26 protein-coding genes are annotated in these 25383 nt (G+C 32.8%); 21 read left to right on the top strand and 5 right to left on the bottom strand.

Annotated features, from left to right (window positions below):
- Positions 1–41: 41 nt before the first annotated feature.
- The 14 genes from ABD690_RS05535 to ABD690_RS05600 all read left to right on the top strand — a co-directional run bounded on the left by ABD690_RS05535 (position 42) and on the right by ABD690_RS05600 (position 13345).
- A complete protein-coding gene (locus ABD690_RS05535; RefSeq protein WP_344728121.1) occupies positions 42–869 on the top strand; it encodes a prephenate dehydratase in 828 nt (275 codons plus the stop codon).
- Positions 866–2011, top strand: a complete 1146-nt coding sequence (locus tag ABD690_RS05540; RefSeq protein ID WP_344728123.1) for a pyridoxal phosphate-dependent aminotransferase — start codon at positions 866–868, stop codon at positions 2009–2011. The genes ABD690_RS05535 and ABD690_RS05540 overlap by 4 nt, the downstream gene beginning before the upstream one ends.
- Before the next feature lie 4 nt (positions 2012–2015).
- On the top strand, positions 2016–2867 hold the full coding sequence (locus ABD690_RS05545) for a prephenate dehydrogenase (RefSeq protein WP_344728127.1): 852 nt from the start codon (positions 2016–2018) through the stop codon (positions 2865–2867).
- A 77-nt stretch (positions 2868–2944) separates the two neighbouring features.
- A complete protein-coding gene (locus ABD690_RS05550; RefSeq protein WP_344728131.1) occupies positions 2945–4027 on the top strand; it encodes a chorismate mutase in 1083 nt (360 codons plus the stop codon).
- A 74-nt stretch (positions 4028–4101) separates the two neighbouring features.
- The gene (gene rsgA, locus ABD690_RS05555) at positions 4102–5052 is read left to right on the top strand and encodes a ribosome small subunit-dependent GTPase A (RefSeq protein ID WP_344728133.1); all 951 of its coding nucleotides are present in this window, start codon (positions 4102–4104) and stop codon (positions 5050–5052) included.
- Positions 5053–5055: 3 nt separating this feature from the next.
- A complete protein-coding gene (gene dtd, locus ABD690_RS05560) occupies positions 5056–5508 on the top strand; it encodes a D-aminoacyl-tRNA deacylase (protein WP_344728135.1) in 453 nt (150 codons plus the stop codon).
- 89 nt (positions 5509–5597) lie between these two features.
- Positions 5598–5924, top strand: a complete 327-nt coding sequence (locus ABD690_RS05565; RefSeq protein ID WP_344728137.1) for a nucleotide pyrophosphohydrolase — start codon at positions 5598–5600, stop codon at positions 5922–5924.
- Positions 5925–5928: 4 nt separating this feature from the next.
- Positions 5929–7155: a 3-phosphoshikimate 1-carboxyvinyltransferase gene (locus tag ABD690_RS05570; RefSeq protein WP_344728139.1), complete on the top strand. Its 1227-nt coding sequence runs from the start codon at positions 5929–5931 to the stop codon at positions 7153–7155.
- Positions 7156–7253: 98 nt separating this feature from the next.
- A complete protein-coding gene (gene queA / locus ABD690_RS05575) occupies positions 7254–8303 on the top strand; it encodes a tRNA preQ1(34) S-adenosylmethionine ribosyltransferase-isomerase QueA (protein ID WP_344728142.1) in 1050 nt (349 codons plus the stop codon).
- 88 nt (positions 8304–8391) lie between these two features.
- The gene (gene rlmN / locus ABD690_RS05580; protein ID WP_344728144.1) at positions 8392–9432 is read left to right on the top strand and encodes a dual-specificity RNA methyltransferase RlmN; all 1041 of its coding nucleotides are present in this window, start codon (positions 8392–8394) and stop codon (positions 9430–9432) included.
- A gap of 73 nt (positions 9433–9505) precedes the next feature.
- Positions 9506–9922, top strand: coding sequence for an HYC_CC_PP family protein (locus ABD690_RS05585; protein WP_425554926.1), 417 nt, complete (start codon positions 9506–9508; stop codon positions 9920–9922).
- A gap of 79 nt (positions 9923–10001) precedes the next feature.
- Positions 10002–10730 carry a heavy-metal-associated domain-containing protein gene (locus ABD690_RS05590; protein WP_344728149.1) on the top strand — a complete coding sequence of 243 codons (729 nt, stop codon included), beginning with the start codon at positions 10002–10004 and terminating at the stop codon, positions 10728–10730.
- Complete coding sequence (locus ABD690_RS05595; RefSeq protein ID WP_344728152.1) at positions 10730–12970, top strand: TonB-dependent receptor; 2241 nt, start codon at positions 10730–10732, stop codon at positions 12968–12970. The genes ABD690_RS05590 and ABD690_RS05595 overlap by 1 nt, the downstream gene beginning before the upstream one ends.
- A gap of 21 nt (positions 12971–12991) precedes the next feature.
- Entirely contained in the window at positions 12992–13345 is a 354-nt protein-coding gene (locus ABD690_RS05600) for a heavy-metal-associated domain-containing protein (protein WP_344728155.1), read from the top strand.
- A 35-nt stretch (positions 13346–13380) separates the two neighbouring features.
- Here ABD690_RS05600 and ABD690_RS05605 read toward each other — a convergent pair whose 3' ends face one another.
- The gene (locus tag ABD690_RS05605; RefSeq protein WP_344728157.1) at positions 13381–14202 is read right to left on the bottom strand and encodes a T9SS-dependent choice-of-anchor J family protein; all 822 of its coding nucleotides are present in this window, start codon (positions 14200–14202) and stop codon (positions 13381–13383) included.
- A gap of 134 nt (positions 14203–14336) precedes the next feature.
- On the opposite strand from ABD690_RS05605, the gene ABD690_RS05610 reads away from it, so the two are divergent.
- The 4 genes from ABD690_RS05610 (at position 14337) to ABD690_RS05625 (ending at position 17907) form a co-directional block, all read left to right on the top strand.
- Entirely contained in the window at positions 14337–15314 is a 978-nt protein-coding gene (locus ABD690_RS05610) for a polyprenyl synthetase family protein (protein ID WP_344728160.1), read from the top strand.
- 118 nt (positions 15315–15432) lie between these two features.
- Positions 15433–16008: an RNA polymerase sigma factor gene (locus tag ABD690_RS05615; protein WP_344728163.1), complete on the top strand. Its 576-nt coding sequence runs from the start codon at positions 15433–15435 to the stop codon at positions 16006–16008.
- Positions 15995–16798 (top strand): hypothetical protein, encoded by an 804-nt coding sequence (locus ABD690_RS05620; protein ID WP_344728167.1) that lies wholly within the window; start codon positions 15995–15997, stop codon positions 16796–16798. Before ABD690_RS05615 ends, ABD690_RS05620 begins: the two co-directional genes overlap by 14 nt.
- Before the next feature lie 29 nt (positions 16799–16827).
- Complete coding sequence (locus tag ABD690_RS05625; RefSeq protein WP_344728169.1) at positions 16828–17907, top strand: coiled-coil domain-containing protein; 1080 nt, start codon at positions 16828–16830, stop codon at positions 17905–17907.
- 75 nt (positions 17908–17982) lie between these two features.
- On the opposite strand, the gene ABD690_RS05630 is transcribed toward ABD690_RS05625, so the two are convergent.
- From ABD690_RS05630 to xrtF, 4 genes are all read right to left on the bottom strand, one after another.
- Complete coding sequence (locus tag ABD690_RS05630) at positions 17983–19797, bottom strand: Xaa-Pro dipeptidyl-peptidase (RefSeq protein WP_344728171.1); 1815 nt, start codon at positions 19795–19797, stop codon at positions 17983–17985.
- Between the two features lie 18 nt (positions 19798–19815).
- A complete protein-coding gene (locus tag ABD690_RS05635; RefSeq protein ID WP_344728173.1) occupies positions 19816–20817 on the bottom strand; it encodes a DUF748 domain-containing protein in 1002 nt (333 codons plus the stop codon).
- Positions 20818–20971: 154 nt separating this feature from the next.
- The gene (locus ABD690_RS05640; RefSeq protein ID WP_425554960.1) at positions 20972–21400 is read right to left on the bottom strand and encodes an exosortase F system-associated membrane protein; all 429 of its coding nucleotides are present in this window, start codon (positions 21398–21400) and stop codon (positions 20972–20974) included.
- Positions 21393–21947: an exosortase family protein XrtF gene (gene xrtF / locus ABD690_RS05645; protein ID WP_344728177.1), complete on the bottom strand. Its 555-nt coding sequence runs from the start codon at positions 21945–21947 to the stop codon at positions 21393–21395. The genes ABD690_RS05640 and xrtF overlap by 8 nt, the downstream gene beginning before the upstream one ends.
- Positions 21948–22041: 94 nt before the next feature.
- Here xrtF and ABD690_RS05650 point away from each other — a divergent pair, with 94 nt between their 5' ends.
- The 3 genes from ABD690_RS05650 to ABD690_RS05660 all read left to right on the top strand — a co-directional run bounded on the left by ABD690_RS05650 (position 22042) and on the right by ABD690_RS05660 (position 25378).
- Positions 22042–22497: a GAF domain-containing protein gene (locus ABD690_RS05650; protein ID WP_344728179.1), complete on the top strand. Its 456-nt coding sequence runs from the start codon at positions 22042–22044 to the stop codon at positions 22495–22497.
- 180 nt (positions 22498–22677) lie between these two features.
- Positions 22678–24210, top strand: a complete 1533-nt coding sequence (purH, locus tag ABD690_RS05655) for a bifunctional phosphoribosylaminoimidazolecarboxamide formyltransferase/IMP cyclohydrolase (protein ID WP_344728181.1) — start codon at positions 22678–22680, stop codon at positions 24208–24210.
- A gap of 139 nt (positions 24211–24349) precedes the next feature.
- Positions 24350–25378: a rod shape-determining protein gene (locus ABD690_RS05660; protein ID WP_344728183.1), complete on the top strand. Its 1029-nt coding sequence runs from the start codon at positions 24350–24352 to the stop codon at positions 25376–25378.
- Positions 25379–25383 lie beyond the last annotated feature (5 nt).

Genomic DNA, 25383 nt, shown 5'->3' on the forward strand with positions numbered 1-25383 from the left:
ACTTTTTTTTTGATAAAACATAGCGATTTTTAACCAGATATATGATACAATCTATTGCAATACAGGGCGTAAAAGGATCTTTTCATCATATTGTAGCAAAACAATATTTTGGAGACCAAGTAGCTTTAAATGAATACTTATCTTTTGATAAAACTGTTCAAAGTCTTTTAGATGCTGATACAGATGCAGTTGTTATGGCGTTAGAAAATTCTATTGCAGGCTCTATAATACCTAATTATGCATTGATTGATACTCACAATTTGCATATTGTTGGTGAGCAATATTTAGATATTCAACATCATTTAATGGCATTACCTAATCAATCTGTTAATGATATAAAAGAGGTGTATTCTCATCCTATGGCTTTATTGCAGTGTAAAACTTTTTTTAAAAAACACGCACACATTAAGCTTATAGAAGATAAGGACACTGCTGAAGTTGCTCAACGTATTCAAGAGCAAAAACTATCTGGAGTAGCAGCTATAGCAAGTAGTCTAGCAGCTGAATTGTTTGAGTTGGAAATTCTTGCGGAAAGTATACAAAGTATCAAACAAAACGAGACCCGATTTGTTATAGTAAAACGTACAAATTCTGAAATACCTGAAGCAGATATCAATAAAGCATCTTTAAAGTTTGAATTAGAGCACAAGCGAGGTAGTTTGGCAGCCTTGCTTAATGTAATGAGTGATTGTAAATTGAATTTAACCAAGATTCAATCTTTACCAAAAATTGAAACACCATGGAAATATGCGTTTTTTATTGATGTCACTTTTAGCAATTACGAAGATTATAAAAAAGCAAAATCTATTATGAACATAATGGCTGAAGATTTTAAAGTTTTGGGAGAATATAAAAATGCAAAACCATGATTGAAGTAGCAAATAGATTACACACGGTAGAAGAATATTACTTTTCAAAAAAACTTCGAGAAGTTAATTTGCTTAAGGCAAGTGGGAAACCAATAATAAATTTAGGTATTGGCAGTCCAGATTTACAGCCGCCACAAAAAGTTATTTCAGCTATCACAGAAAGTTTTGCTGATGCTAGAGCAAATCAATATCAAAGTTACCAAGGTTTGCCAGAATTACGAGAAGCCATGGCATCTTTTTACAGAGACCAGTTTGATGTGTATTTAAGTCCAACAACAGAAGTACTTCCTTTAATGGGAAGTAAAGAAGGTATCATGCATATCTCTATGGCTTTTTTAAATGAAGGAGACGAAGTGTTAATACCAAATCCAGGGTATCCAACCTATACTTCGGTAACAAAATTGATAGGAGCAGAACCCGTGTTTTATGACCTAAAAGAAGAAACTAATTGGCAACCAGATATAGAGGCTTTAGAGAAGTTAGATTTATCACGTGTAAAAATAATGTGGGTTAATTACCCACATATGCCAACCGGAGCCAATGCCACCGAAGTTACTTTTACAAAACTAGTAGCGTTTGCAAAAAGGAACAATATTTTAATTGTAAATGATAACCCTTATAGTTTTGTGTTGAATGATTCGCCAAAAAGCATTTTGAGTACACCAGAAGCAAGAGATTGCTGTTTAGAATTAAACTCATTAAGCAAAACATTTAATATGGCAGGTTGGCGAGTAGGCATGGTTTTAGGAAAAACAGACTATATAAATAGCATATTAAAAGTAAAAAGCAATATGGATTCAGGAATGTTTTATGGTATTCAAAAAGGAGCTATTGAAGCTTTGAAATGTTCAAAAATCTGGTATGTGAGTTTAAATAGTGTTTATGAAAGACGCCGAAAACTCATTTGGCAACTAGCCAAAGCATTAAACTGTACATATAGTACCAATACCACAGGCATGTTTGTATGGGCAAAGCTGCCAATATATGTTAAGGCAGAAGAGTTTATAGATTTATTATTAAAAGAGAACCACGTTTTTATAGCTCCTGGGAACATATTTGGTAGTAATGGAGAAGGATATGTAAGGTTTTCATTATGTGCAACAACAGAAGATTTAGAAGAAGCTTTAGCAAGAATAAAATAAAAATATGAAAAATATTTACGTCATAGGTGTTGGTTTGATAGGAGGAAGCATTGCAAAAGATATTAAGCGATTAACCCCAGCGATTACAATACATGGTATAGATAAAAATCCAGAACATTTAGAAGAAGCTCTTGCGCTAAATATTATAGATAAAAAAGCCGTGTTAACTGATGTTGTAAATGCAGATATTGTTATTGTAACCATTCCTGTAGATGCATGCGTTGTGCTATTGCCCGAGATTTTAGATTTAGTTTCTGATGAGACCTTGGTTATGGAGTCTGGCTCAACAAAATTAGATATTTGTAAAGCTGTTGAGAATCATCCAAAACGTCGAAATTTTTTAGCAACGCATCCTATAGCTGGTACAGAGTTTTCAGGTCCTAAAGCTGCGATAGAAGGATTATTTAAAGGTAAAACAAATATTATTTGTGAAGTAGAAAAAACAGCTTTCAAACTTCAAGAAAAAGCATTAACCATTTTTAAAATAATGGATATGCGTATTCGCTATATGAATCCAGAAGCACATGATAAACACATTGCTTATGTTTCTCATTTATCTCACATAAGCGCTTTTATGTTGGGTAAAACAGTTATAGAAAAAGAAAAAAACGAACGAGATATTTTTGATTTAGCAGGAAGTGGTTTTGCATCCACAGTACGATTAGCAAAAAGTTCTCCAAAAATGTGGACACCTATTTTTAAGCAAAACAAAGATAATGTCATAGAAACTCTAAACGAGTATATCAATAATCTTACAGCATTTAAAAAAAGAATGGAGGCTGATGATTTTGATGCCATTTTTGATGATATGGAGAGTACCAATCATATAAAAGATATATTAAACGGAATAGAATAAGTACAAACACCAAAATTGAAATTTTTAACAGTTCAAAATATTTAAATAAAATTCAATTTTAGGAATTATAAATAATTATGGAAAACAAAAAAGAGTTAAGAACATGGTTAGATAACCTGCAATTAGATCATCCTTTGGTTATAGCAGGACCATGCAGCGCAGAAACAGAAGAACAAGTTTTGAAAATAGCTCATGAGCTAAAAAATACTGACGTAAACTATTACCGTGCAGGAATTTGGAAACCTAGAACTCGTCCAGGTAATTTTGAAGGTGTTGGTGCTTTAGGTTTAAAATGGTTACAAAAAGTAAAAGCTGAAACAGGATTAAAAACAGCAACCGAAGTAGCAAATAGAGCGCATGTAGAACTAGCTTTAGAACATGATATAGATTTATTATGGATAGGAGCGCGCTCAACAGTTAGCCCGTTTATTGTTCAAGAAATTGCCGATGCTTTAAAAGGAACCAATAAAATAGTCTTAGTGAAAAACCCTGTAAACCCTGATTTACCTTTGTGGTTAGGAGCCATAGAGCGACTAGCGTCTTCAGATATTAAAAACCTAGGAGTTATTCATAGAGGATTTTCAACTTACGAAAAAACAAAATACAGAAATAATCCAGAATGGCAGTTGGCTATAGAGTTGCAAACTAAGTTCCCTGATTTGCCTTTAATTAGCGACCCATCTCACATTACAGGAAAACGAGATATGATCTTTGATGTATCTCAAACAGCTTTAGATCTTAATTTTGATGGATTAATGATAGAAACTCATCATGATCCAAACAATGCTTGGAGTGATGCTGCACAGCAAGTTACGCCTAGTGCTCTTGTTAATATCATGAAAGATTTAAAAATCAGAAAAGAGTCAGATCCTGAAGCAGCTTACAATAATGAGTTAAATAACTTAAGAGCTCAAATAGATGTTGTAGATAATCAAATTATAGAACTTTTAGGTAAACGTATGAAAGTTGCTGATAATATTGGGGAACTAAAAAAACAAAAAAATGTAGCTGTTTTACAAAGTAAACGGTGGAATGAAATTTTAGGAAAAATGGTTTTAGAAGGAGAAGAGAAAGGCTTAAGTGAGGAGTTTATCTTAAGAATGTTTAAAGCTATTCATCAAGAATCTATAAACCATCAAGAGAAAATAATAAACAGTTAGTAAGACTTGTGTTTTGTAATTGTAAAAGGTTTAAATAATATTGATTATTTTGCAGCAGATAACGAAAATATTTAATGACAGGAACAGTATACAAATCTACAGGAAGTTGGTACAGTGTAAAAAACGAATTAGGTGCTTTTTATAAATGCAGAATAAAAGGAAAATTCCGCATGAAAGGTATAAAAAGTACCAACCCTATAGCTGTTGGTGATCGTGTTGATTTTGAATTAGAAACCAATAATGATGAAACCACAGGTGTCATAAATTTCATTCATGATAGAACCAATTATATTGTTAGAAAATCTGTTAACTTATCAAAGCAAACACATATTATAGCGGCCAATATAGATCAAGTGTTCCTTTTAGTAACTATAGACAACCCGCCAACATTTACAAGTTTTATAGATAGATTTTTAGTTACTGCCGAAGCATATTCAGTAAAAACAATTTTGCTTTTTAACAAAATTGATACCTATCCAGAAGAGACGCTAGATGAGGTAAGATATTTAGCACATGTATATCGAGAAATCGGTTACGAGTGTATTGGTATATCTGCAGCAACAGGAAAAAACATAGATAAGGTAAAAGCCAAAATGATAGGTAAAGTAAGTATGTTTGCTGGGCATTCAGGAGTAGGTAAATCTACACTTGTAAACGCCATAGAACCAGATTTAGATTTAAAAACCAAAGAAATATCAAACCAACACATGCAAGGGCAGCATACAACCACCTTTGCCGAAATGTTTGATTTAAACTTTGATGCAAAAATTATCGACACACCGGGAATAAAAGGATTTGGTGTTGTAGATATGGATAAAGAAGAAGTTGGTGATTATTTTCCAGAGTTTTTTAAACTAAAACAAGACTGTAAATTCAATAATTGTATTCATGTAGATGAACCTAAATGCGCTGTGAAAGATGCATTAGACCGTGATGAAATAGCCTATTCTAGATATCGCAGTTATATACAAATATTAGAAGGAGAAGACGAACATTACAGAACCGATAATTGGGATAACGAATAAATTATGCGAGCAGTAATACAGCGTGTTTCTCAAGCCAACGTGGTTATAGAAGGAAACCAAGTTGCAACAATAGAAAAAGGTGTTCTTATTTTGTTAGGCATTGTTCCAGATGACACCCATGAGGATGTAAAATGGCTGTCTAACAAAATAACCAATATGCGTATTTTTCCTGACGACAAAAATATTATGAATATATCTCTTTTAGATTCAGGAGGAGACGCTATTGTTGTAAGCCAATTCACACTACACGCAAGTACAAAAAAAGGAAATAGACCAAGTTATATTAAAGCAGCAAAGCCAGATATAGCCATTCCTTTGTATAAAACGTTTGTAAAACAATTAGAAACAGATTTAAACAAAAGTGTGCAAACAGGTGAATTTGGTGCTGATATGAAAGTGTCTTTACTTAACGATGGTCCAGTCACTATTATAGTAGACACAAAAAATAAAGAATAAAATAAGGAGCAATTCCCGCTTTCGGTAGTCGCTTTTTACAATGTAAAAGAGCTCCAACAACTACCTCAATCGGGGCTAAAAAATACAGTATGAATATACAAAACGCACAAAAAATAGTAGATAACTGGATACAAACACATGGCGTTCGCTATTTTAATGAACTAACAAATATGGCTCAACTCACAGAAGAAGTGGGCGAAGTAGCACGTATTATTGCGCGTCGTTATGGCGAGCAAAGCGAAAAAGAAAGCGATAAAGATAAAGATTTAGGAGAAGAACTCGCAGATGTTGTTTTTGTAGTACTATGCCTGGCAAATCAAACAGGTATTGACTTGCAAGAAGCTTTTGATAAAAAAATGAATATAAAAACAAAACGAGATCACGATAGGCACCATAACAACGAAAAGTTAAAATAACAGTATGGATGTTTTTTTAAAGAAGTCTAAACTATATAGCCAGTCAAAAATTATAATATCCGGCTCAAAAAGCGAGTCTAACAGGTTGTTGCTTCTACAGGCATTATATTCAAAAATAGACATTGATAATCTGTCAGATTCTGATGACTCTGTTGTGATGCAAAATGCATTAAAAACAACAGATACTATTATAGATATTCATCATGCTGGTACTGCAATGCGATTTCTTACAGCGTATTTTGCTACTCAAAATAAACGTGAAGTTGTGTTGACAGGTTCGCAACGTATGAAAGAAAGGCCAATAAAAATTTTGGTAGATGCATTAACTTCTTTGGGAGCCAATATTAGCTATTTAGAAAATCAAGGATGTCCACCGTTAAAAATAACAGGAAGCGAATTAACAGCGAGCAAAGTAACACTTAAGGCTAGCGTAAGTAGTCAATATATTTCAGCTTTGTTACTTATAGCACCTAGTTTAAAAAACGGTTTAGAGCTTACATTAGACGGAGAAATAACTTCTATGCCTTATATAAAAATGACGCTAGCGCTTCTTAATCAAGTAGGTATAGGAACAACTTTTGAAGGTCAAAAAATATCAGTGAAGCCTATGAAAGAGGTGGAAGCAAAAACACTAACAGTAGAGTCAGACTGGTCTTCAGCATCATATTTTTATAGTTTAATAGCATTAAGCGATCTAGAAACACAAATAACAATATCTTCCTATAAAAAAGATAGTCTTCAAGGCGATTCTGTGTTGGAAGATATTTATAAACATTTTGGCGTTGAAACTACTTTTAATGGACACAATATCACACTTAAAAAAGTTTCAAATCCAAGTACTCAAGCAGCTATACAGTTAGATTTAGCAAATGCTCCAGATATTGCTCAAACAATTTCAGTAACCTGTTTTGGATTAGGAATAGCATGCTATTTAACAGGCTTGCATACGCTTAAAATTAAGGAAACCGATAGGTTGTCAGCTTTAAAAATTGAATTAGAAAAACTAGGCGCAGAGGTTTTAATTACAGATAATAGTCTAAAACTAGCAAAGTCAAATACTATAAAAAGTAATGTGGCTATAGATACTTACAACGATCATAGAATGGCTATGGCATTTGCTCCATTGGCTTTAAAAACAGATTTGAGGGTTAATGACGCCGCTGTTGTTTCAAAATCTTATATCGTCTTTTGGGAGCACTTAAAAGCTGTTGGAATTCAAATATCTCAATAATAATTGCTTAAATACTTGACAACCGCTACTTTCAGGTTGTATATTTGCAGTCCTTTTGAAAAGAAGGATTTAATTTTTACATAAATATTTTATCGCATATGAAATTATCACACTTTAATTTTGAACTTCCTAACGAGTTATTAGCAGAATATCCTTCAGAGCATAGAGATGAAGCACGTTTAATGGTTTTAAATAGAGAAAAACAAACTATTGAGCACAAGCTTTTTAAAGATCTTATAGACTATTTTAATGAGGACGATGTTATGATTCTTAATAACACCAAAGTTTTTCCAGCAAGACTTTTTGGTAATAAAGAAAAAACAGGAGCAAGAATTGAAGTGTTCTTATTAAGAGAGCTGAATGAAGAGCAACGTCTTTGGGATGTATTAGTAGATCCTGCAAGAAAAATAAGAATTGGTAATAAACTTTATTTTGGTGATGATGAAACATTAGTAGCTGAAGTTATAGATAATACAACCTCTAGAGGGCGTACACTACGCTTTTTATATGATGGTTCTTACAGAGATTTCAGGATGAAATTAAAAGAACTAGGCGAAACACCATTACCAAAATATATAAAAAGAGAGGTAGAGCCAGAAGATGAAGAGCGTTATCAAACAATTTTTGCTAAAAATGAAGGAGCTGTTGCCGCTCCAACTGCCGGATTACACTTCTCAAAACATTTATTAAAACGTTTAGAAATAAAAGGCGTAAACTTTGCAGAAGTAACACTACACGTAGGTTTAGGTACGTTTAACCCAGTTGAGGTTGAAGATTTATCTAAACACAAAATGGATAGCGAAGAAATTATTATTGACGGAAACGCTGTAAATACCATAAATACAGGTATTAAAAATAAGCGCCGCATTTGTGCAGTAGGAACAACAGTAATGCGTGCAGTAGAAAGCTCGGTGTCATCTAGTGGGACACTAAACGAGTTTGACGGATGGTCTAATAAATTTATTTTCCCTCCTTATGATTTTAGTATAGCTAATAGTATGATTACTAACTTTCATACACCTAAATCAACATTGTTAATGATGGTTTCTGCATTTGCTGGACATGATTTTGTGAAAAAAGCATACGAAGAAGCAGTAAAAGAAAAATACAAATTTTATAGTTACGGAGATGCAATGCTAATCATATAATATAATTTTTAAAATAAAAAACCAAGCCTTGTTTTTATAGCAAGGCTTTTTCAATTTATAATATACTACCTTTGTGGTCTTATAGCAAATGGAAACTAAAAAGAAAGACATACGCGCATTAACTAAAGAGCAACTTCGAGAATTCTTTGTTCAACAAGGCGATAAAGCCTTTAGAGGAAATCAAGTTTATGAGTGGCTTTGGAGCAAGTCTGCACATCATTTTGATGACATGACTAATATTTCAAAGCAAACGCGAGATATGTTAGATGCAAATTTTGTAATCAACCATATAGAAGTGGATGCAATGCAAAAAAGTAGTGATGGTACTATAAAAAATGCTGTGCGTTTGCATGACGGATTGATTGTAGAGTCTGTTTTAATTCCTGCAAAAAACAGAACAACGGCCTGTGTTTCTAGTCAGGTAGGTTGTAGTTTAGATTGTAAATTTTGTGCAACTGCTAGGTTAAAAAGAATGCGTAATCTTAATCCTGATGAAATTTATGATCAGGTTGTTGCTATAGACCAAGAAAGTAGATTATATCACGATAGGCCATTGAGTAATATTGTTTTTATGGGTATGGGAGAACCACTCATGAACTACAACAATGTATTAAAAGCTATAGATAAAATAACATCTCCTGAAGGATTAGGAATGTCTCCAAAGCGTATCGTAGTGTCAACATCAGGAGTTCCTAAAATGATAAAAAAAATGGCAGATGAAGAAGTAAAATTCAAGCTTGCTGTTTCCCTGCATTCTGCTATAGATGAAGTAAGAACCTCTATCATGCCATTTAATGCAACATTCCCATTATCTGACTTACGTGAATCACTACAATATTGGTACGCCAAGACTAAAAACAGAATTACCTATGAGTATGTTGTTTGGAAAGGTATTAACGACAAGCGAAAAGATGTTGATGCACTTGTAGAGTTTTGCAAGTTCGCCCCAAGTAAGGTAAATCTTATAGAATATAATCCTATTGATGATGGTGAGTTTCAACAAGCAAATAATGAAGCTTTAGACATGTATGTAAATGTTTTAGAAAAAAATAATATAACTGTTACCGTAAGGCGTTCTCGTGGAAAAGATATTGATGCTGCTTGTGGCCAGTTAGCCAATAAGGCATAATTTTTTTAAGCTTCAAATGTTAATCCTTTTTTAAAATCACTAAAAAAATCACCTTTTTTGTATTTTTGCAATAATGAAAGCTGTATTAAACAAAATATTTTCAGTGACGTTAGCACTTTTAGTGTTGTTTTCAACAGTGTCTTTTACTGTAGAAAAGCACTTTTGTGGAGATGTACTTGTTGATATGGCTATGTTTTCTGAAGCACAAAAATGTGTGTCAGATATTCAGTTGTCTAGTATAGAGAAGGCACAAATTTCAAAAAAGAACTGTTGTAAGGATACAGTACATTTTGTGAAAGGGCAAAGCGAAATAACAATAAAAAACTTTGATGAGCTTAAATTTATACAACAAGCCTTTCTTGCTTCTTATATTTATTCATTTATCAACCTTTTTGAGGGACTGCCAGAGCAAATAATTCCTCATAAAGATTATTCTCCGCCAAACTTGGTTGCAGACATACAAGTTCTGGATCAGGTTTTTATCATTTGATTTATTAGTAATATTTAAGTTTTTAAAAATGTATTAAATGCATATTTAATACTAATTACTAATATTTTAAAAAATCATCATGACACATACATATCATGTTACAGGCATGACCTGTAATGGTTGTAAAGCCAAGGTAGAAAGTAACTTACAGGCTTTAGAACACGTAAATAATGCTTCAGTCAGTTTAGAAGCAGGAGACGTTACAGTTACAATGTCTTCTCATATTCCTATTGAAATGTTACAAAAAGCATTACCAGATAAATACAAAATGAGTCTTAAGCAAGAAAAAAATGTTTTTGCTTCAAGCGAAACACATCCAAAATCAGATAGTGCGTTAAAACAATTGTTTCCACTGTTTTTAATTTTTGGATATATTACAATAGCTTCAGTTTTACTAAACTATAACTCTTGGGATTGGAGTCTGTTTATGTTAGATTTTATGGGACTTTTTTATATTGTATTTAGCTTTTTTAAAATGCTAGATTTAAAAGGGTTTCCTGAAAGTTTCAGAATGTACGATCCGTTAGCCAAAGCTGTTCCGGTTTACGGTTGGGTGTACCCGTTTATAGAAACAGTATTAGGACTCATGTTTTTAATGCGTATTCAAATTCCATTAGCATTAATAGTTACACTGGTTATTCTTGGTATAACAACAGTTGGTGTTACAAAGGCGCTATTTAGTAAGCAAACAATTCAATGTGCTTGTTTGGGTACAGCCTTAAGGTTGCCAATGACCAAAGCAACCTTCATTGAAAATTCAATCATGATAATCATGGCAATTTTAATGCTTGTAAACCTTTATTTATAATGAAACAATTTTTATATATACTTTTAATATTACCAATAGTTTGCTTTTCTCAAGATAAAATAAAGGGAACTATTATGGAAACCGATACCAATAATAAATCTATACCGCTTTCTGGAGCTAACTTACATTGGCTAGATACAACTGTTGGCGCTGTAACAGATTTTGATGGAAACTTTACTATAGGTTACAAACCAGAATATAAAAAACTAATAGTAAGTTTTGTGGGCTATAAAACAGATACGTTAACAATTACAAATCCTCAAAAAACCGTAAAGCACACTTTAAAAAGTACAAGTGATTTAGATGAGGTTGTTATTACATCTAGAAAGCAAGCAACATCAAAATCCTATTTGAGTGCTCAAAACGTTATAAACGTTAGTAGTGATGAGTTGTTAAAAGCGGCTTGTTGTAATCTGTCAGAGAGTTTTGAAACCAATCCGTCTATAGATGTGAATTTTGCAGATGCTGTTTCAGGAACGCGACAAATTAAAATGTTAGGACTTACAAGTCCTTATATTCTTATAGTTAATGAGAGCATTCCCTCAATTAGAGGTGCATCGCAAGCGTACGGATTAAGTTTTATTCCAGGAACTTGGGTAGAGAGCATTCAAATAACAAAAGGTGCAGGCAGCGTGGTTAATGGTTACGAAAGTATTGCAGGACAAATTAATACCGAGCTTCAAAAACCTTCGGACGATAATAAACTCTTTGTTAATCTTTATGGCGCTACAAGCGAACGTGTAGAGCTTAATACACATTTTAACACTAAAGTAAGTGATAAGTGGCATACAGGATTATATGTGCACGGTAATAGACATAATAAAAAGCATGATGTAAATGACGATGGTTTTATGGATATGCCTTTATATAATCAAATAAACTTAATGAATCGCTGGCAGTATACCAATGCTGAAAAAGGTTTTGTAAGCTTTATTAATTTGAGATATTTAAATGATGAGAAACAAACCGGACAGATTAATTTTAATCCTGATACAGATAAGTTAACTACCAATGCATGGGGAAGTGAAATTGATACCAGGCGTTATGAGATTTCGGCAAAATTAGGTTATGTAAATCCAGAAATTCCTTGGCAAAGTATAGGTGTTCAAACAGCGTTTAGTCATCATCAACAAGACTCTTATTTTGGGTTGAATCTTTATAATATTGCACACAATAGCGTGTTTGCTAATGCAATTTACAATTCTATTATAAGCGATTCTAGACATAAAATTAAAACAGGTGTAAGTTATACCTATGATCATTATGATGAATTGGTAAACACATCAGATTTTGAGAGAACAGAAACGTCTGTTGGTGCTTTTTTTGAGTATAATTTTGATAATTTAGAAAAACTTAATTTTTCAGCAGGCTTGCGTATTGATCAGCATAATTTGCTAGGCTTTTTTGTGACACCTAGGTTACATGTAAAATATACACCTTGGGAAAAATCAGCATTTAGACTTTCAGCAGGAAGAGGAAAGCGAAGTGCAAATATTTTTACAGAAAATCAAAGCATATTTGCAACATCAAGACAGATAAATATATTAAACACAACGGGTAAAATTTATGGGTTAGACCCGGAAATAGCTTGGAACTATGGTGTTTCATATTTGCAAGGCTTTAACTTGTTCGGAAGAAAAGCTGATGTAACTTTTGATTTTTATAGAACCGATTTTCAAAATCAAATAGTTGTAGATTATGAAAACCCACAAGAAGTGAATTTTTATAACTTAACAGGTTCAAGTTATGCTAATAGTTTTCAAACAGAAATAAACTATAATATGTTTCAGCATTTTGATGTGCGATTAGCATATAAGTATTATGAGGTGAAAACAGATTACTTGACCGGAACATTTGATAGGCCACTAACGCCAAAACATCGTTTTTTTGCAAATGCATCTTATGAAACTCTGTTGAAAGAAAACGGTAGTCAGTGGAGATTTGATGCTACTTTTAATTGGTTAGGTAAACAGCGTTTTTCTTCAACAAAGAGCAATCCGTTGCAATATCAACTAGGAGATTATACACCAACAGTAAGTACGTTAAATGCTCAAGTAACAAAAGTGTTTTCTCCAAAATTTGAAATATATTTAGGAGGTGAAAACATTACCAATGTAAGGCAGAATAACCCGGTAGTGGGAGCTGATGATCCTTTTGGTTCAAGTTTTGATACAACATTTGTATATGGTCCAATTTTTGGAAGTATGTATTATGCAGGTTTACGATTTAAAATAAAATAATAACAAACAACAATTAGAATTATGAAAAATGTATTAGTACTCGTTGTCTTTTTTATGACAACATTATCATTTGCACAAAACAAAAATGCTAAAGCTACTCTAGAAGTTGATGGTGTTTGTATGATGTGTAAAGACCGAATAGAAAAAGCAGCTATAAAATCTAAAGGTGTTAAAAGTGCTATTTGGAATGTAGATACGCACGAACTAAAATTGATTTTTGATGAAAGAAAAACGAACCTAGAAACAATAGAAAAAAGTGTTGCAAGTGTAGGTCATGATACTAAAAATGTAAAAGCAGACGATGATGTTTATAATAATATAGATCCTTGTTGTAAGTATCGCGATGAGCAAGTAGTTAAAGACCATCAGGATTAATATCTTGATGGCCTAAAAAAATTAAAGGGTGGTTTTTATTCAATAACCACCTTTTTTCTTATTGTAGTATTTCTAGTAGTATCAGTAACTTCAACAATATATATTCCTGATTCTAAATTACTAGCATTAATTTCTTGAGTTTCTAGAGCAGTCTCACCCTGTATTATAGATTTTCCGTTTAGAGAGAACACATTGTAATTTGCCTTACCGTGCAAGTTAGAAATAGTCACTAGTTTGTCTCTGCAGGTAACATGTATGTTGTTTTTCAATGCAAATTCATCAACACTTAAGGTTTGAGCTTTTACGGTAACATCATCTATAGATAAAAAATCTTGATTCGTACAATCCCAATGTCTAAAAGCAATATATACTTCTGATTCACCAGCAAAATCAGATATATCAAAGGCGTGAGGTGTAGGCGTACCAGTATCACCAGCATCACCTAAAGTTTCAGTAAGTGTTGTTGTTGAGTTTATTAAAACATTAATATCATTTACAGTACCAACGTAGATGCTATAATTTTCCTCGTCCCAACTAGCAGCGGCAACTTGTGTGATATATTCTAGTGTAATAGGGGCAGTTGCATTAGATAAATCAATGGCAGGTGATATAGCCCAATTGTCGGGTGTTAAAGGAACTGTTTGCCAAGATCTTGAAATTAGAGAGACAGGAGTTACAAAGCCTCCAGCGCCATCGCCAATAGCCGAAATATCACCCCAATTAATACCATCGCCATCACTATCTATCATTGTCCAATCAGAAAGGTCTTCGTCGTTAAAATCATCAGACCAAACAGTAACTTGTGCATGGATGATGAATGAGCTTAAAAAACATAATAGTAAAATAATTTTTTTCATAATAATTGGTGTTTAAACTTTTATAGCATTTAAGATACAATTTTTTTTGTAAAAAAAATTCATTTAAATGTTGAATAGTATATAACAAGGTTTTTTAGTAGGTTTGTTATTAGATTAATTCTCTACTATTTAATTTGAAAATTGTTGAACAAATAAAGCAACCTATAGCCTTTGAGATGGAACTTTTTGAGCAAAAGTTTCAGCTCTCAATGTCTTCAAAAGTCGCACTCCTTAATCGCATTACACATTATATTGTAAATCGCAAAGGAAAACAAATGCGGCCTATGTTTGTTTTTTTAGTGGCTAAAATGGTGTCTAACGGAGAGGTTAGCGAGCGTACTTATCGCGGAGCTTCTGTTATTGAGTTAATTCACACGGCAACTTTAGTGCATGATGATGTAGTTGATGATAGTAACAGGCGCAGAGGATTCTTCTCAATAAATGCTTTGTGGAAAAATAAAATAGCCGTTTTAGTTGGTGATTATTTGCTGTCTAAAGGATTACTTCTTTCTATAGATAATAATGATTTTGACTTACTAAAAATCATATCTATTGCTGTTAGAGAAATGAGCGAAGGTGAGTTGCTTCAAATAGAAAAAGCCAGAAAATTAGATATAACCGAAACGGTTTATTACGAAATTATTCGTCAAAAAACAGCCACGCTTATTGCTGCTTGTTGTAGTTTAGGTGCTGCTTCTGTAAAACCAGATTCACCAGATATAGAGACTATGCGAAAGTTTGGTGAGCTTATTGGTATGGCATTTCAAATAAAAGATGATTTGTTTGATTATGGCGAAGAGAAAATAGGCAAACCAACAGGTATTGATATAAAAGAGCAAAAAATGACTTTGCCACTTATTTATGTTTTAAACAACGCTTCAAAAAAAGATAAAAAGTGGCTTATCAACTCTATAAAAAACCATAACCGTGATAAAAAGCGTGTGGCTCAAGTAGTGGCTTTTGTAAAGCAACATGGAGGTTTAGAGTATGCTATTTCAAAAATGAAAACGTTCCAATCAGAAGCTTTACAATTATTACAAAAATATCCTGAATCTGAATACAGAAGTGCTTTAGAGCTTATGGTTAATTACGTTATTGATAGAAAAAAATAATTTTTTTTAATCAATTAAAGTGTTCTTGGCCAGTGTTTTGTATTGAAAAATAAAATATTATTTTCATTCCCAAGCAACCATTAGTGTCAATTTTACGTCTTTATAATTAGAAGCCTAAATGAAACCGCTTTTGAAAGTCATACAGCTATACAAAAACGAAACGGTGCTTATAAAAAAAGCCATAAAAAACAATCGTGAAGCGCAGCACGTATTGTTTACTATGCACGCACCAAAAATGTTAAGTGTATGCAGGTATTACATAAAAGATGTGCATCACGCAGAAGAAGTGATGCTAAACGGTTTTTTTAAGGTGTTTTCTAGTCTTAAAACATTTAAGAATCAAGGAAGTTTTGAAGGGTGGATACGTCGTATCATGGTAAGAGAATCAATCTCATATTTAAGACAGAAAAAATCGATAGAGTTTTCATCAGATAGTATTGAGGATTATAATGAGTATGATAATAATATCAAAACCAATATTGAGGTGGCGGATATTCAACAACTCATAGATATGCTTCCAGAAGGTTACAAGATGGTATTTGTTATGTATGCTGTTGAAGGCTATAAACACCATGAAATAGCAGAAATGCTACAAATATCTGAAGGCACATCAAAATCACAATTGTTTAAAGCTAGAAAACTCTTGCAAGAACAAATTAACAAACGAAACAAAACAAACAATGGCACCAATTAAATTTGAAGAGGAATTAAAAGCGAAGCTGGAGCAGCGTACCATTGAACCATCTAGTGATGCATGGGAATCTTTGGCGCACAAACTAGATAATCAAGAGAGTAATCAGAATAAAAAAGTATTTTGGTGGATAGGAATAGCGGCAAGCGTAGTAGGTGTTCTTTTAGTCACAACCATGTTTTTCAATAAACCTGAAAATCAGGAAGTAAAAGTGACAGACGTTAATAATGTAGATGTTGAAGCTAAATCAAATGGGAAACATAGTATTGCTTTAGAGGAAAATGAAACAGAAATTATTGAAGAAGTACCCATTGCAAATAAGAAAAACACTGACATAGTATTTACAGCTCCTAAAAAGGGAACTCAACAAAATGAAAAGAACTCGCAACTTGATAAACAAAGAAATACTATCAGTCAGCAAGTACAAAAGCGCATTGCTAATGTTAATGTAACAAAAATAGAAGAAACTACTACAATTAAAACCAATCCAGAAACATCTTTAACTCCTGAAGCGTTGAGTGTGCAGGAAGTTGTAGCACAAATACAAGAATTGAAAGAAGAAAAAAACCATGTAACAGATGCTGAAATAGATAAATTGCTAGAAGATGCCGAGAAAAAAATAAAGAAACGAAAACACGATTACTACATAAAAAAAACTAATAAAGTAGACGCAACGGCCTTGCTTCAAGATGTAGAAGAAGGTATTGAGCAGTCATTTAGAGATAAAGTTTTTGAAGCTTTAAAAACAGGTTATGATAAGGTAAAAACTGCAGTCGCCGAACGTAACGATTAAACACATCATCAATTAAAAAACAAACAGTTATGCAAACAATTACCAAGTATTTAGCACTTATAGTGCTAGCGTTAGCTATGCAATTTTCTAATGCACAGGAAGTAAAAAACGAAGAACAATTAGAGCGACTTGAGACTCAAAAAGAGGTTGTTAAAACAGAAGAAAAGAATCTGCTAAAAGAAGAAGTTGAAGCAATAAACAAACGTTTAGATGCCAATGAAATCTCACAAAACGAAGCAGATAGCCTTAAGCAGCAAGCAGCTGAAAAACATGCTTTAAATATTGAAAATAGATTGGCAATTATAGAAAACAGAATCGCTTTATTAAAACGAAATAACTCTGTCACTCAAGATACAGGTGCTAATTTAGATGGATATGTAGTTGCTATTGGAACATCTGAATATAATGATGTATACGATTCTAAAAGTATTTATATAGGACCAAAAAAAAGAAAAACACCTAAAAAATACGATAGACGTACAACGAGTGATTTAGTATTTGCAATCGGTTTTAATAATGCTATCATAGAAGGCGAATCTTTAAACGATTCACCTTACAAAATAGGAGGTTCAGGTTTTGTTGAGCTTGGTTGGGCTTGGAAAACCAGAGTGTTTAAAAATACTAATGTTGTACGTTTTAAATACGGGTTGTCTATGCAGTGGAATAAATTAAATATTAAATACAATCAATACTTTAGTGAAGTAAATGATGTAGTAAGTCGTCAAATATTTCCTGTTCCAGTAAAAAAATCAAAATTTAGAACAACTAATCTAGTGGTACCTGTACATTTTGAGTTTGGTCCATCAAAAAAAATAGAAAAGGAAGATTATTTTAGGTATTCAACATATAGAAAATTTAAGATTGGCGTTGGTGCTTTTGGAGGTGTTAATATAAATGCAATTCAAAAAGTAAAGTATAAATTAGATGGAGATAGAGAAAAAGATAAGTACAAAGATTATAATGTAAACAATTTTGTTTATGGTTTAAGTACGTATGTTTCTTGGGGAAATGTAGGGATTTATGCTAAATATGATTTGTCTCCAATTTTTAAAGACCAAGCAGTAGATCAAAATAACATATCGTTAGGAATTCGTTTCGATATGGATTAGTGTTAATCAATATTCAGAATTAGTTACAAAAAAGGCTTCACAACAGTGAAGCCTTTTTTACTTTTTAATCTTCCTTTAAAACGGAAGTTTTCCGCCAACAATAGGTAATTCTAGAGTAGTGCTGTCTAAATCTATAGTTAGTTCAGTGCCTGGTTTTGGGAGTAATGTAAATTGACTGTCACTTGAAAAAATCATTAAGCCAATTTGTTGTCCTTTTTTTATAATTTGATCATCAGGTTGTAAATCAAAACTCATTTCATAAAATTTTCCAGGAGATAATGGCTCACTTTCGGTAAGCGATTTGTAGTTCTGCGGATCTGCCCAACCTCGCGTAATAATATTGTCTGTTATTTTTGCTTTAGCTTCTCCGTTCCATGGTAAGGAAACTAACCATACAGATAAGTTTGCAGCAGGCTTGCTACTGGCTAATTTTATAGATATTTTGGCTACACCAGAAATATGAACATCTTCAGTAAGTGTAGGAGATGTATAAAGTAGTCTGTGATTAGAGTTTTTTGCAATAGCTAAATCTTTTCCAGATATAGAAGCGTCATCAACCAAAGTTTCAGAACCTTGATTGTTTTGGGGTTTAGTAGATAGAGAGCCGTGTTCTTGTCCGCCTTTGCCTAAATGCAATGTTACTTGTTTAGCTTCTGGGTTTGGGTAATCTTCATAAGCCGTTGGGCTTTTTATGTCGTCATACTCACGAACAATCCAAGCTTTTTTATCATTTTCTACGCCATTTTCAATACCGTGTAAGTAGCGTGTAAACCATTTGTTCATCATAGAAATAGGAGGTGGTCCGCCATGACCAAACTGATGGTAGTATATTTGTACTGGAAGTCCTTTTTCTTTTGCTGCTTTGTAAATTCTATAACTGTGTTCTGGCATAACATTCCAATCGTTAAAGCCATGAGACATTAAAAGCGCAGCTTTCATAGGTTTCATATCATTTAAATAATCTCTTCCGGCCCAAAAATCATTATAATCACCTGTGGCTCTATCCATGCCGTTTTTTAATTCAGTATCCCTAACAGTTTTGTTGTTATACGCACGTTTAGATTCGTCGCCGCTATGAATAAAATCATATAATACATCAATATCTTCACCAAGGTATCCGCCTGGAGATCGTACTAATCCGTTAGAACGATAATAGTGATAGTAAGATGTGTTAGGAGCAACAGGAATTATAGCCTCAAGACCATCAACGCCAGTTGTAGCTGCGGCTAAAGGTAAAGTTCCGTTATATGATGTTCCTGTCATGCCTACTTTTCCGGTACTCCAAAAAGCTTCAACTGTTTCGTTGCCATCAGGTGTTGTATAACCTTTGGCACGACCGTTTAACCAATCAATAACAGCTTTAGGAGCTAAAGATTCGTTGTCGCCACCAACTGTTGGAGCGCCTTGAGATAGTCCTGTTCCCGGAGAAGATGAATGTACAACAATGTATCCACGAGGAATCCATGTTCTAATTTGTGAGTTTGAGATAATTGGTCGTTTTCCTCTGCGTTTTACTTCTGGGTGTACACGTTCTTCAGCTGTTTCTCCTAATTCATGATGAACATTCCAAAAAAGCCCATCAACACTTTTTGCAACGCCAGCATAATATGGACTAGTTTCATATACAATAGGTAGTTTTAAGCCTTCGGTGTCAGTTTGTTTTGGTCTGGTTACATCTACATGCATACGGTCTAGTTTGCCATCGCCATCGGTGTCAAATGTGGTCTCTACCCAAAGGTCATGACGAATCCAGTCGTCTGGATTGTTAAATTCAGGAACAATTTGAGCTTCACCATTTTCAAAAATGGGAGCTGCTTTTTCTTGTGCATGAGAGTAAGTGAAAATTCCTATTAAAAAGGCTAATAAGAAGTGTTTGTTGTGTTTTTTCATAAGTTAAAATATAATGTGTTATTCTTTACGTTTTTGAAAGGCATCTTTAAAATCTATATCATTATCAACTGCGCCTTGAAATGCTTCAATCCAAGCATTTCCTAAAATATTTACAAAAGTTGTCCAGGCACTTGTTTCAACATTATTCAAATCGCCTTCTAAAGGAACTTTTGTGGCTATAGTATTTGTTTTTTGGTTTTTTAAAATGAATTTGAAAAAGCCAATAAAACCTTCCCAAAGAGTGTTTAAAAATTTATCGTTTTTTCCAATAAGTTTAGAGTTGGTTAATAGCGGTTTTATGTAGCCTTTTAGGTAACCATCTGCTATTGCAACTTCGCTGTAGAGTTCAAAATCACCTTTTTCAAAATCAATATTAGCATAATGACTTGTGAAATCATTCAATGCTGTGACATCAACTTGCTCTAAAGAGAATGCTACATCCATGTCAGGTATTTCTTTTATTAGGTTGATGTTGCCATCAATAGAGACCTTGCCATTGCCAATAGATGTTGCTGTTGCATGAAATGGAGATGGTAATGTGCGTTCTTTTGATTTCACATTTCTTAAATTATCAGCGTATAAGTCCAGCTGGTGGAAATTTAAGTCAATATTAGGGTTTGCTTGTAGTTGAACAAATGCTAATTTACCATTGTGAATTTCAAAATGGTTGATGTCTATTGGCACTAAATCTGTTAAAGCTTTTGTCCAATCATCAACATCAGGTGTTTTTCCGTTGTTGGTTTGGTCTTCAAAAACATATATTACTTCAGGGTTAGTCATTATAATTTCACTAACTATTTTACCGTGAATTAATGATTTCCATTCAATAGAAATGTCACTCTTTGGAAAGTTTAAAAAAGGGACTTGAGTTTTTGCATTAACTTTATTTAAATGCATGTTGTTTATTACATAAGCACCTCGTATTAATGCAATATCAATATCTTCTACTTGACCGTAATACCCGGGAATATTTGCAAGTATATCATTTACATAGTTTTTAACAAGAACAGGTAAATACATGCGAAAAGCGATGAGTGTAGCAAGTATTATTATAGGGATTGTGTAGCGTTTTTTTTTGTATGGTTTTCTTTTTGTTTTGATAGTGTTGTATTTTATAGGAGTTAAAATACAAAAAAGAAAAGCAGTGTAATACGTATTTAATGTTGCTTTAACACTATTTGTGTTGTTTATGGTAATAAAACGCAGGAATGAGTAGCAGTAATATAAGCGGCTGAATTAAAAAGCGTCTTACATTAAAAAAGAGATAGTAATCTTCCTGTTTAGGATTTATTACAAAGTATAAGAATATCAATATGAGTATAAAATAAGATAAGCTATAGATAAGTGTAGAGAACTTTAGAATAGACTTATCTTTAAAAATTACAAATAAAATTGCTAGAGATATAATGCTGTTTAAAATGTATCGTAAACTTGTGTAAGCTACTAGTTTAAAAGTTTCTTGTCTAGGAGAATCTATGTATAAATAATCATTTTTGAAAAATGTTAAATATGGGTCGTAAAACAATTGATTTTCAAAAGCTCTGATAAGAATTAAAAGCCCAACAAGAACAACAAGAGATAAGTATTTATATAGCTTATGCATCATGCACTTTTTTTATGTTTGAAAACTTGTTTACCCAAATAACCCAAAGCAGGCAAACCATTCCGTATATAATAGCAGGAAAAATAACGCTATGTAAAATGTCTTTTCTCCAAGGGTAATGATAAAGTCCGACAGATAAAATAACAACACGAACTAAATTTGCAGCGTAAATTAAAACGCTACCAGCTAAAATGTAAAATAATGTTGTTTTAAACGTTCCGGAAAAGGCAATAATAAAAGAAATAAACAATATTATAACACTTATAGAGTTGCAGCCCTCAATAACACGTGCTACGTATTTTTTGTTAATAATAAGTTTCATAGACGCCTCATCAGGATGTGGTAATACCTGTGCGTTATATCCAAAAGTATTTAGTAATTCTTTACTTTGTTTTGCGACTAAATGTGTCATGTAGTCCGGATAAAATTTTTCTCCAGTAGAATATTGTAAATACAATTTATAACCTCCGGTTAAAATACTATATACCAACAAAAATGTAAAAATAAATTTTATAACCGCTTTGTATTTAAAAATAAGTTCTTTCAAAAGAGATAGATTGTTTTACGATGTTAAATTTATATAAAATACATGACCGATTTGCTTGCTTTTTAAATACTTTTGCAAAATATTTATTAAACCTATGATTTTAGATACGTTAAAACCTCAAGTAGAAACCATTATTTCAACTACCACCACAACCACAGATGAAAAACTTTTAAGTATCTGTAAGTTGCTAGAAACCCATGTAGAATATTATAATTGGGTAGGTTTTTATTTTAAAAATGGTGATAAAAACGAGTTAAAATTAGGACCTTATGTTGGAGCGCCAACAGATCATACTATTATTCCTTTTGGAAAAGGTATTTGCGGTCAAGTAGCTGTTAGTAATGAAAACTTTGTCGTGCCAGATGTGTCTGCTCAAGATAACTATATAGCTTGTAGCATAACAGTTAAGGCAGAGATTGTAATACCAATTTTTGTAAACGGAGAAAACATTGGTCAGATAGATATAGATTCCAATACTCCAGATCCTTTCTCTGAAGCTGATGAACGTTTTTTAGAGTTTGTTTGCCAAAAAGTAGCAACAATTTTATAGTTGTTGAAAACTTTATATTTTAGTTAAAAAAACAGCTGTTTTTTTCGTGAGTCTACAAGGTGTTTTCAAGTTGAAATAACTACTTTTGCACTCATAAACAATACTGTCAATGTTTAGGCATTGAAAATAATTAAATGCGCTTTTTAGATAAAATAAAAAGCCAACTCACACACAACTAAAATGAGCAATAACAAAACTATTAAATCTGCATTAATATCTGTTTTTTCAAAAGACGGATTAGAGCCTATTGTAAAACAACTTGACGCACAAGGCGTAACTATTTATTCAACTGGAGGTACCGAAAAATTTATCAAAGATTTAGGTATTAATGTCGTACCTGTAGAAGATGTTACTTCATATCCATCAATTCTTGGTGGTCGTGTTAAAACATTACACCCTAAAGTTTTTGGAGGTATTTTAAACCGTCAGAATAATGAAAGCGATGTTGCAGAATTAGCAGAATATCAAATTCCTCAAATAGACTTAGTTATTGTTGATTTGTATCCTTTTGAAAAAACAGTAGCATCAGGAGCAAGTAATCAAGATATTATTGAAAAAATTGATATAGGTGGTATTTCACTTATTAGAGCAGCAGCTAAAAATTATGCCGATGTTGTTTGTGTAGCTTCAGTAAATGATTATGCTGAATTTTTAGAGTTACTTAAATCTAAAAATGGAGACACTAGTGAATCAGACAGAAAACTATTTGCAGCAAAAGCATTTAATGTTTCGTCTCATTACGATTCAGCTATTTTCAACTATTTTAATAGTAATCATGATATAGCGTCATTAAAAATTAGTGAAACTAGCGGTAAGGTTTTAAGATATGGTGAAAACCCACATCAAAAGGGATTTTTCTTTGGTGACTTTGAAGCGATGTTTACTAAATTACACGGTAAAGAATTAAGTTACAACAACCTTCTAGATGTTGATGCAGCAGTAACACTTATGAATGAGTTTAAAGGCGAAGCACCAACATTTGCAATATTAAAACACAATAATGCTTGTGGTTTAGCACAAAGAGAAACTTTACATCAAGCATATGTAGATGCATTAGCAGGAGATCCAGTATCTGCATTTGGTGGTATATTAATAAGTAATACAGAAATAGATAAAGCAACTGCTGAAGAAATTCACGGATTATTTTGCGAAGTTGTCATTGCACCATCATTCTCAAACGACGCTTTAGAAATTTTAAAAGGAAAGAAAAACAGAATTCTTTTAATACAAAACGATATTGAATTACCAAAAACAACAGTAAGAAGTTGTTTAAACGGTGTTTTAGTTCAAGATAGAGACAACATAACAGATGCGCTTTCAGATTTATCTGAAGCAACAAACAATAAACCAAGTAAAAGTGAGTTAGAAGATTTGATTTTTGCTTCTAAAATATGCAAGCATACCAAATCAAACACTATTGTTTTAGCCAAAAACAAACAATTGTGTGCTAGCGGAACCGGGCAAACAAGCCGTGTAGATGCTTTAAATCAAGCAATCCATAAAGCACAATCTTTTAATTTTGATTTAAAAGGATCTGTAATGGCAAGTGATGCATTTTTTCCATTTCCAGACTGTGTCGAAATAGCTGATAAAGCAGGAATTACAGCTGTGATTCAACCAGGAGGATCAATCAAAGATCAATTAAGTATTGATTATTGTAATGAAAATAATGTGGCTATGGTGTTTACAGGAACTCGCCATTTTAAACACTAAAAATTCTGAAAAAACAGGATTTTTTTAAATAGTAAAAAACCAATAAAGCGAAGTGACCGTATAACATACATATATTGCCGAACTTTTATTACATTTACAAGATTTGAATATTAAACCTCGAAAATTACGTTAAACGCATATGGGATTTTTTGATTTCCTAACTGAAGAAATAGCTATAGATTTAGGTACTGCAAACACTTTAATTATACATAACGATAAAGTTGTTGTAGATAGCCCTTCTATAGTAGCACGTGATCGTATTTCTGGAAAAATTATTGCCGCTGGTAAAGAAGCGAGTATGATGCAAGGAAAAACTCACGAAAACATTAAAACAATTAGACCATTAAAAGATGGTGTAATTGCAGATTTTGATGCTTCAGAACAAATGATAAGTATGTTTATAAAAAACATACCAGCATTAAAAAAGAAATTATTCTCACCAGCGTTACGAATGGTTGTTTGTATTCCGTCAGGAATTACAGAGGTTGAAATGCGTGCCGTAAAAGAATCTTGTGAGCGCGTTAATGGTAAAGAAGTGTATTTAATACACGAGCCTATGGCAGCAGCTATAGGTATTGGTGTAGATATTATGCAGCCTAAAGGAAACATGATTGTTGATATAGGTGGTGGAACAACTGAAATTGCGGTTATAGCATTAGGAGGTATTGTTTGTGATAAATCTGTGAAGATTGCAGGAGATGTTTTTACAAATGATATTATCTATTATATGCGAACACAACATAACCTTTATGTTGGTGAACGTACAGCCGAAAAAATAAAAATTCAAATAGGAGCTGCAACCGAAGATTTAGAGCTTCCTCCAGAAGACATGAGTGTTCAAGGACGTGATTTACTTACAGGAAAGCCAAAACAAGTTCAAATTTCATATAGAGAGATAGCCAAAGCATTAGATAAATCTATTTTAAGAATTGAAGATGCTGTTATGGAAACATTATCTCAAACACCACCTGAATTAGCTGCAGATATTTACAATACAGGTATCTATCTAGCAGGAGGTGGTTCTATGCTACGTGGTTTAGATAAGCGTTTATCTCAAAAAACAGATTTACCAGTTTACATAGCCGAAGACCCTTTACGTGCTGTTGTTCGTGGTACAGGAATAACTCTTAAAAATTTACCTAAATTCAAAAGTGTGTTGATAAAATAGCGATA

The sequence above is a fragment of the Corallibacter vietnamensis genome, from assembly GCF_039537875.1.
Lineage (GTDB): Bacteria > Bacteroidota > Bacteroidia > Flavobacteriales > Flavobacteriaceae > Corallibacter > Corallibacter vietnamensis.

Excerpts from the sequence above, each read along its gene's own strand:
- ABD690_RS05535 (WP_344728121.1), top strand. The coding sequence starts at position 42 with ATGATACAATCTATTGCAATACAGGGCGTAAAAGGATCTTTTCATCAT.
- ABD690_RS05540 (WP_344728123.1), top strand. The coding sequence starts at position 866 with ATGATTGAAGTAGCAAATAGATTACACACGGTAGAAGAATATTACTTT.
- ABD690_RS05545 (WP_344728127.1), top strand. The coding sequence starts at position 2,016 with ATGAAAAATATTTACGTCATAGGTGTTGGTTTGATAGGAGGAAGCATT.
- ABD690_RS05550 (WP_344728131.1), top strand. The coding sequence starts at position 2,945 with ATGGAAAACAAAAAAGAGTTAAGAACATGGTTAGATAACCTGCAATTA.
- rsgA (WP_344728133.1), top strand. The coding sequence starts at position 4,102 with ATGACAGGAACAGTATACAAATCTACAGGAAGTTGGTACAGTGTAAAA.
- dtd (WP_344728135.1), top strand. The coding sequence starts at position 5,056 with ATGCGAGCAGTAATACAGCGTGTTTCTCAAGCCAACGTGGTTATAGAA.
- ABD690_RS05565 (WP_344728137.1), top strand. The coding sequence starts at position 5,598 with ATGAATATACAAAACGCACAAAAAATAGTAGATAACTGGATACAAACA.
- ABD690_RS05570 (WP_344728139.1), top strand. The coding sequence starts at position 5,929 with ATGGATGTTTTTTTAAAGAAGTCTAAACTATATAGCCAGTCAAAAATT.
- queA (WP_344728142.1), top strand. The coding sequence starts at position 7,254 with ATGAAATTATCACACTTTAATTTTGAACTTCCTAACGAGTTATTAGCA.
- rlmN (WP_344728144.1), top strand. The coding sequence starts at position 8,392 with ATGGAAACTAAAAAGAAAGACATACGCGCATTAACTAAAGAGCAACTT.
- ABD690_RS05585 (WP_425554926.1), top strand. The coding sequence starts at position 9,506 with ATGAAAGCTGTATTAAACAAAATATTTTCAGTGACGTTAGCACTTTTA.
- ABD690_RS05590 (WP_344728149.1), top strand. The coding sequence starts at position 10,002 with ATGACACATACATATCATGTTACAGGCATGACCTGTAATGGTTGTAAA.
- ABD690_RS05595 (WP_344728152.1), top strand. The coding sequence starts at position 10,730 with ATGAAACAATTTTTATATATACTTTTAATATTACCAATAGTTTGCTTT.
- ABD690_RS05600 (WP_344728155.1), top strand. The coding sequence starts at position 12,992 with ATGAAAAATGTATTAGTACTCGTTGTCTTTTTTATGACAACATTATCA.
- ABD690_RS05605 (WP_344728157.1), bottom strand. The coding sequence starts at position 14,202 with ATGAAAAAAATTATTTTACTATTATGTTTTTTAAGCTCATTCATCATC.
- ABD690_RS05615 (WP_344728163.1), top strand. The coding sequence starts at position 15,433 with ATGAAACCGCTTTTGAAAGTCATACAGCTATACAAAAACGAAACGGTG.
- ABD690_RS05620 (WP_344728167.1), top strand. The coding sequence starts at position 15,995 with ATGGCACCAATTAAATTTGAAGAGGAATTAAAAGCGAAGCTGGAGCAG.
- ABD690_RS05625 (WP_344728169.1), top strand. The coding sequence starts at position 16,828 with ATGCAAACAATTACCAAGTATTTAGCACTTATAGTGCTAGCGTTAGCT.
- ABD690_RS05630 (WP_344728171.1), bottom strand. The coding sequence starts at position 19,797 with ATGAAAAAACACAACAAACACTTCTTATTAGCCTTTTTAATAGGAATT.
- ABD690_RS05635 (WP_344728173.1), bottom strand. The coding sequence starts at position 20,817 with ATGTATTTACCTGTTCTTGTTAAAAACTATGTAAATGATATACTTGCA.
- ABD690_RS05640 (WP_425554960.1), bottom strand. The coding sequence starts at position 21,400 with ATGCATAAGCTATATAAATACTTATCTCTTGTTGTTCTTGTTGGGCTT.
- ABD690_RS05650 (WP_344728179.1), top strand. The coding sequence starts at position 22,042 with ATGATTTTAGATACGTTAAAACCTCAAGTAGAAACCATTATTTCAACT.
- purH (WP_344728181.1), top strand. The coding sequence starts at position 22,678 with ATGAGCAATAACAAAACTATTAAATCTGCATTAATATCTGTTTTTTCA.
- ABD690_RS05660 (WP_344728183.1), top strand. The coding sequence starts at position 24,350 with ATGGGATTTTTTGATTTCCTAACTGAAGAAATAGCTATAGATTTAGGT.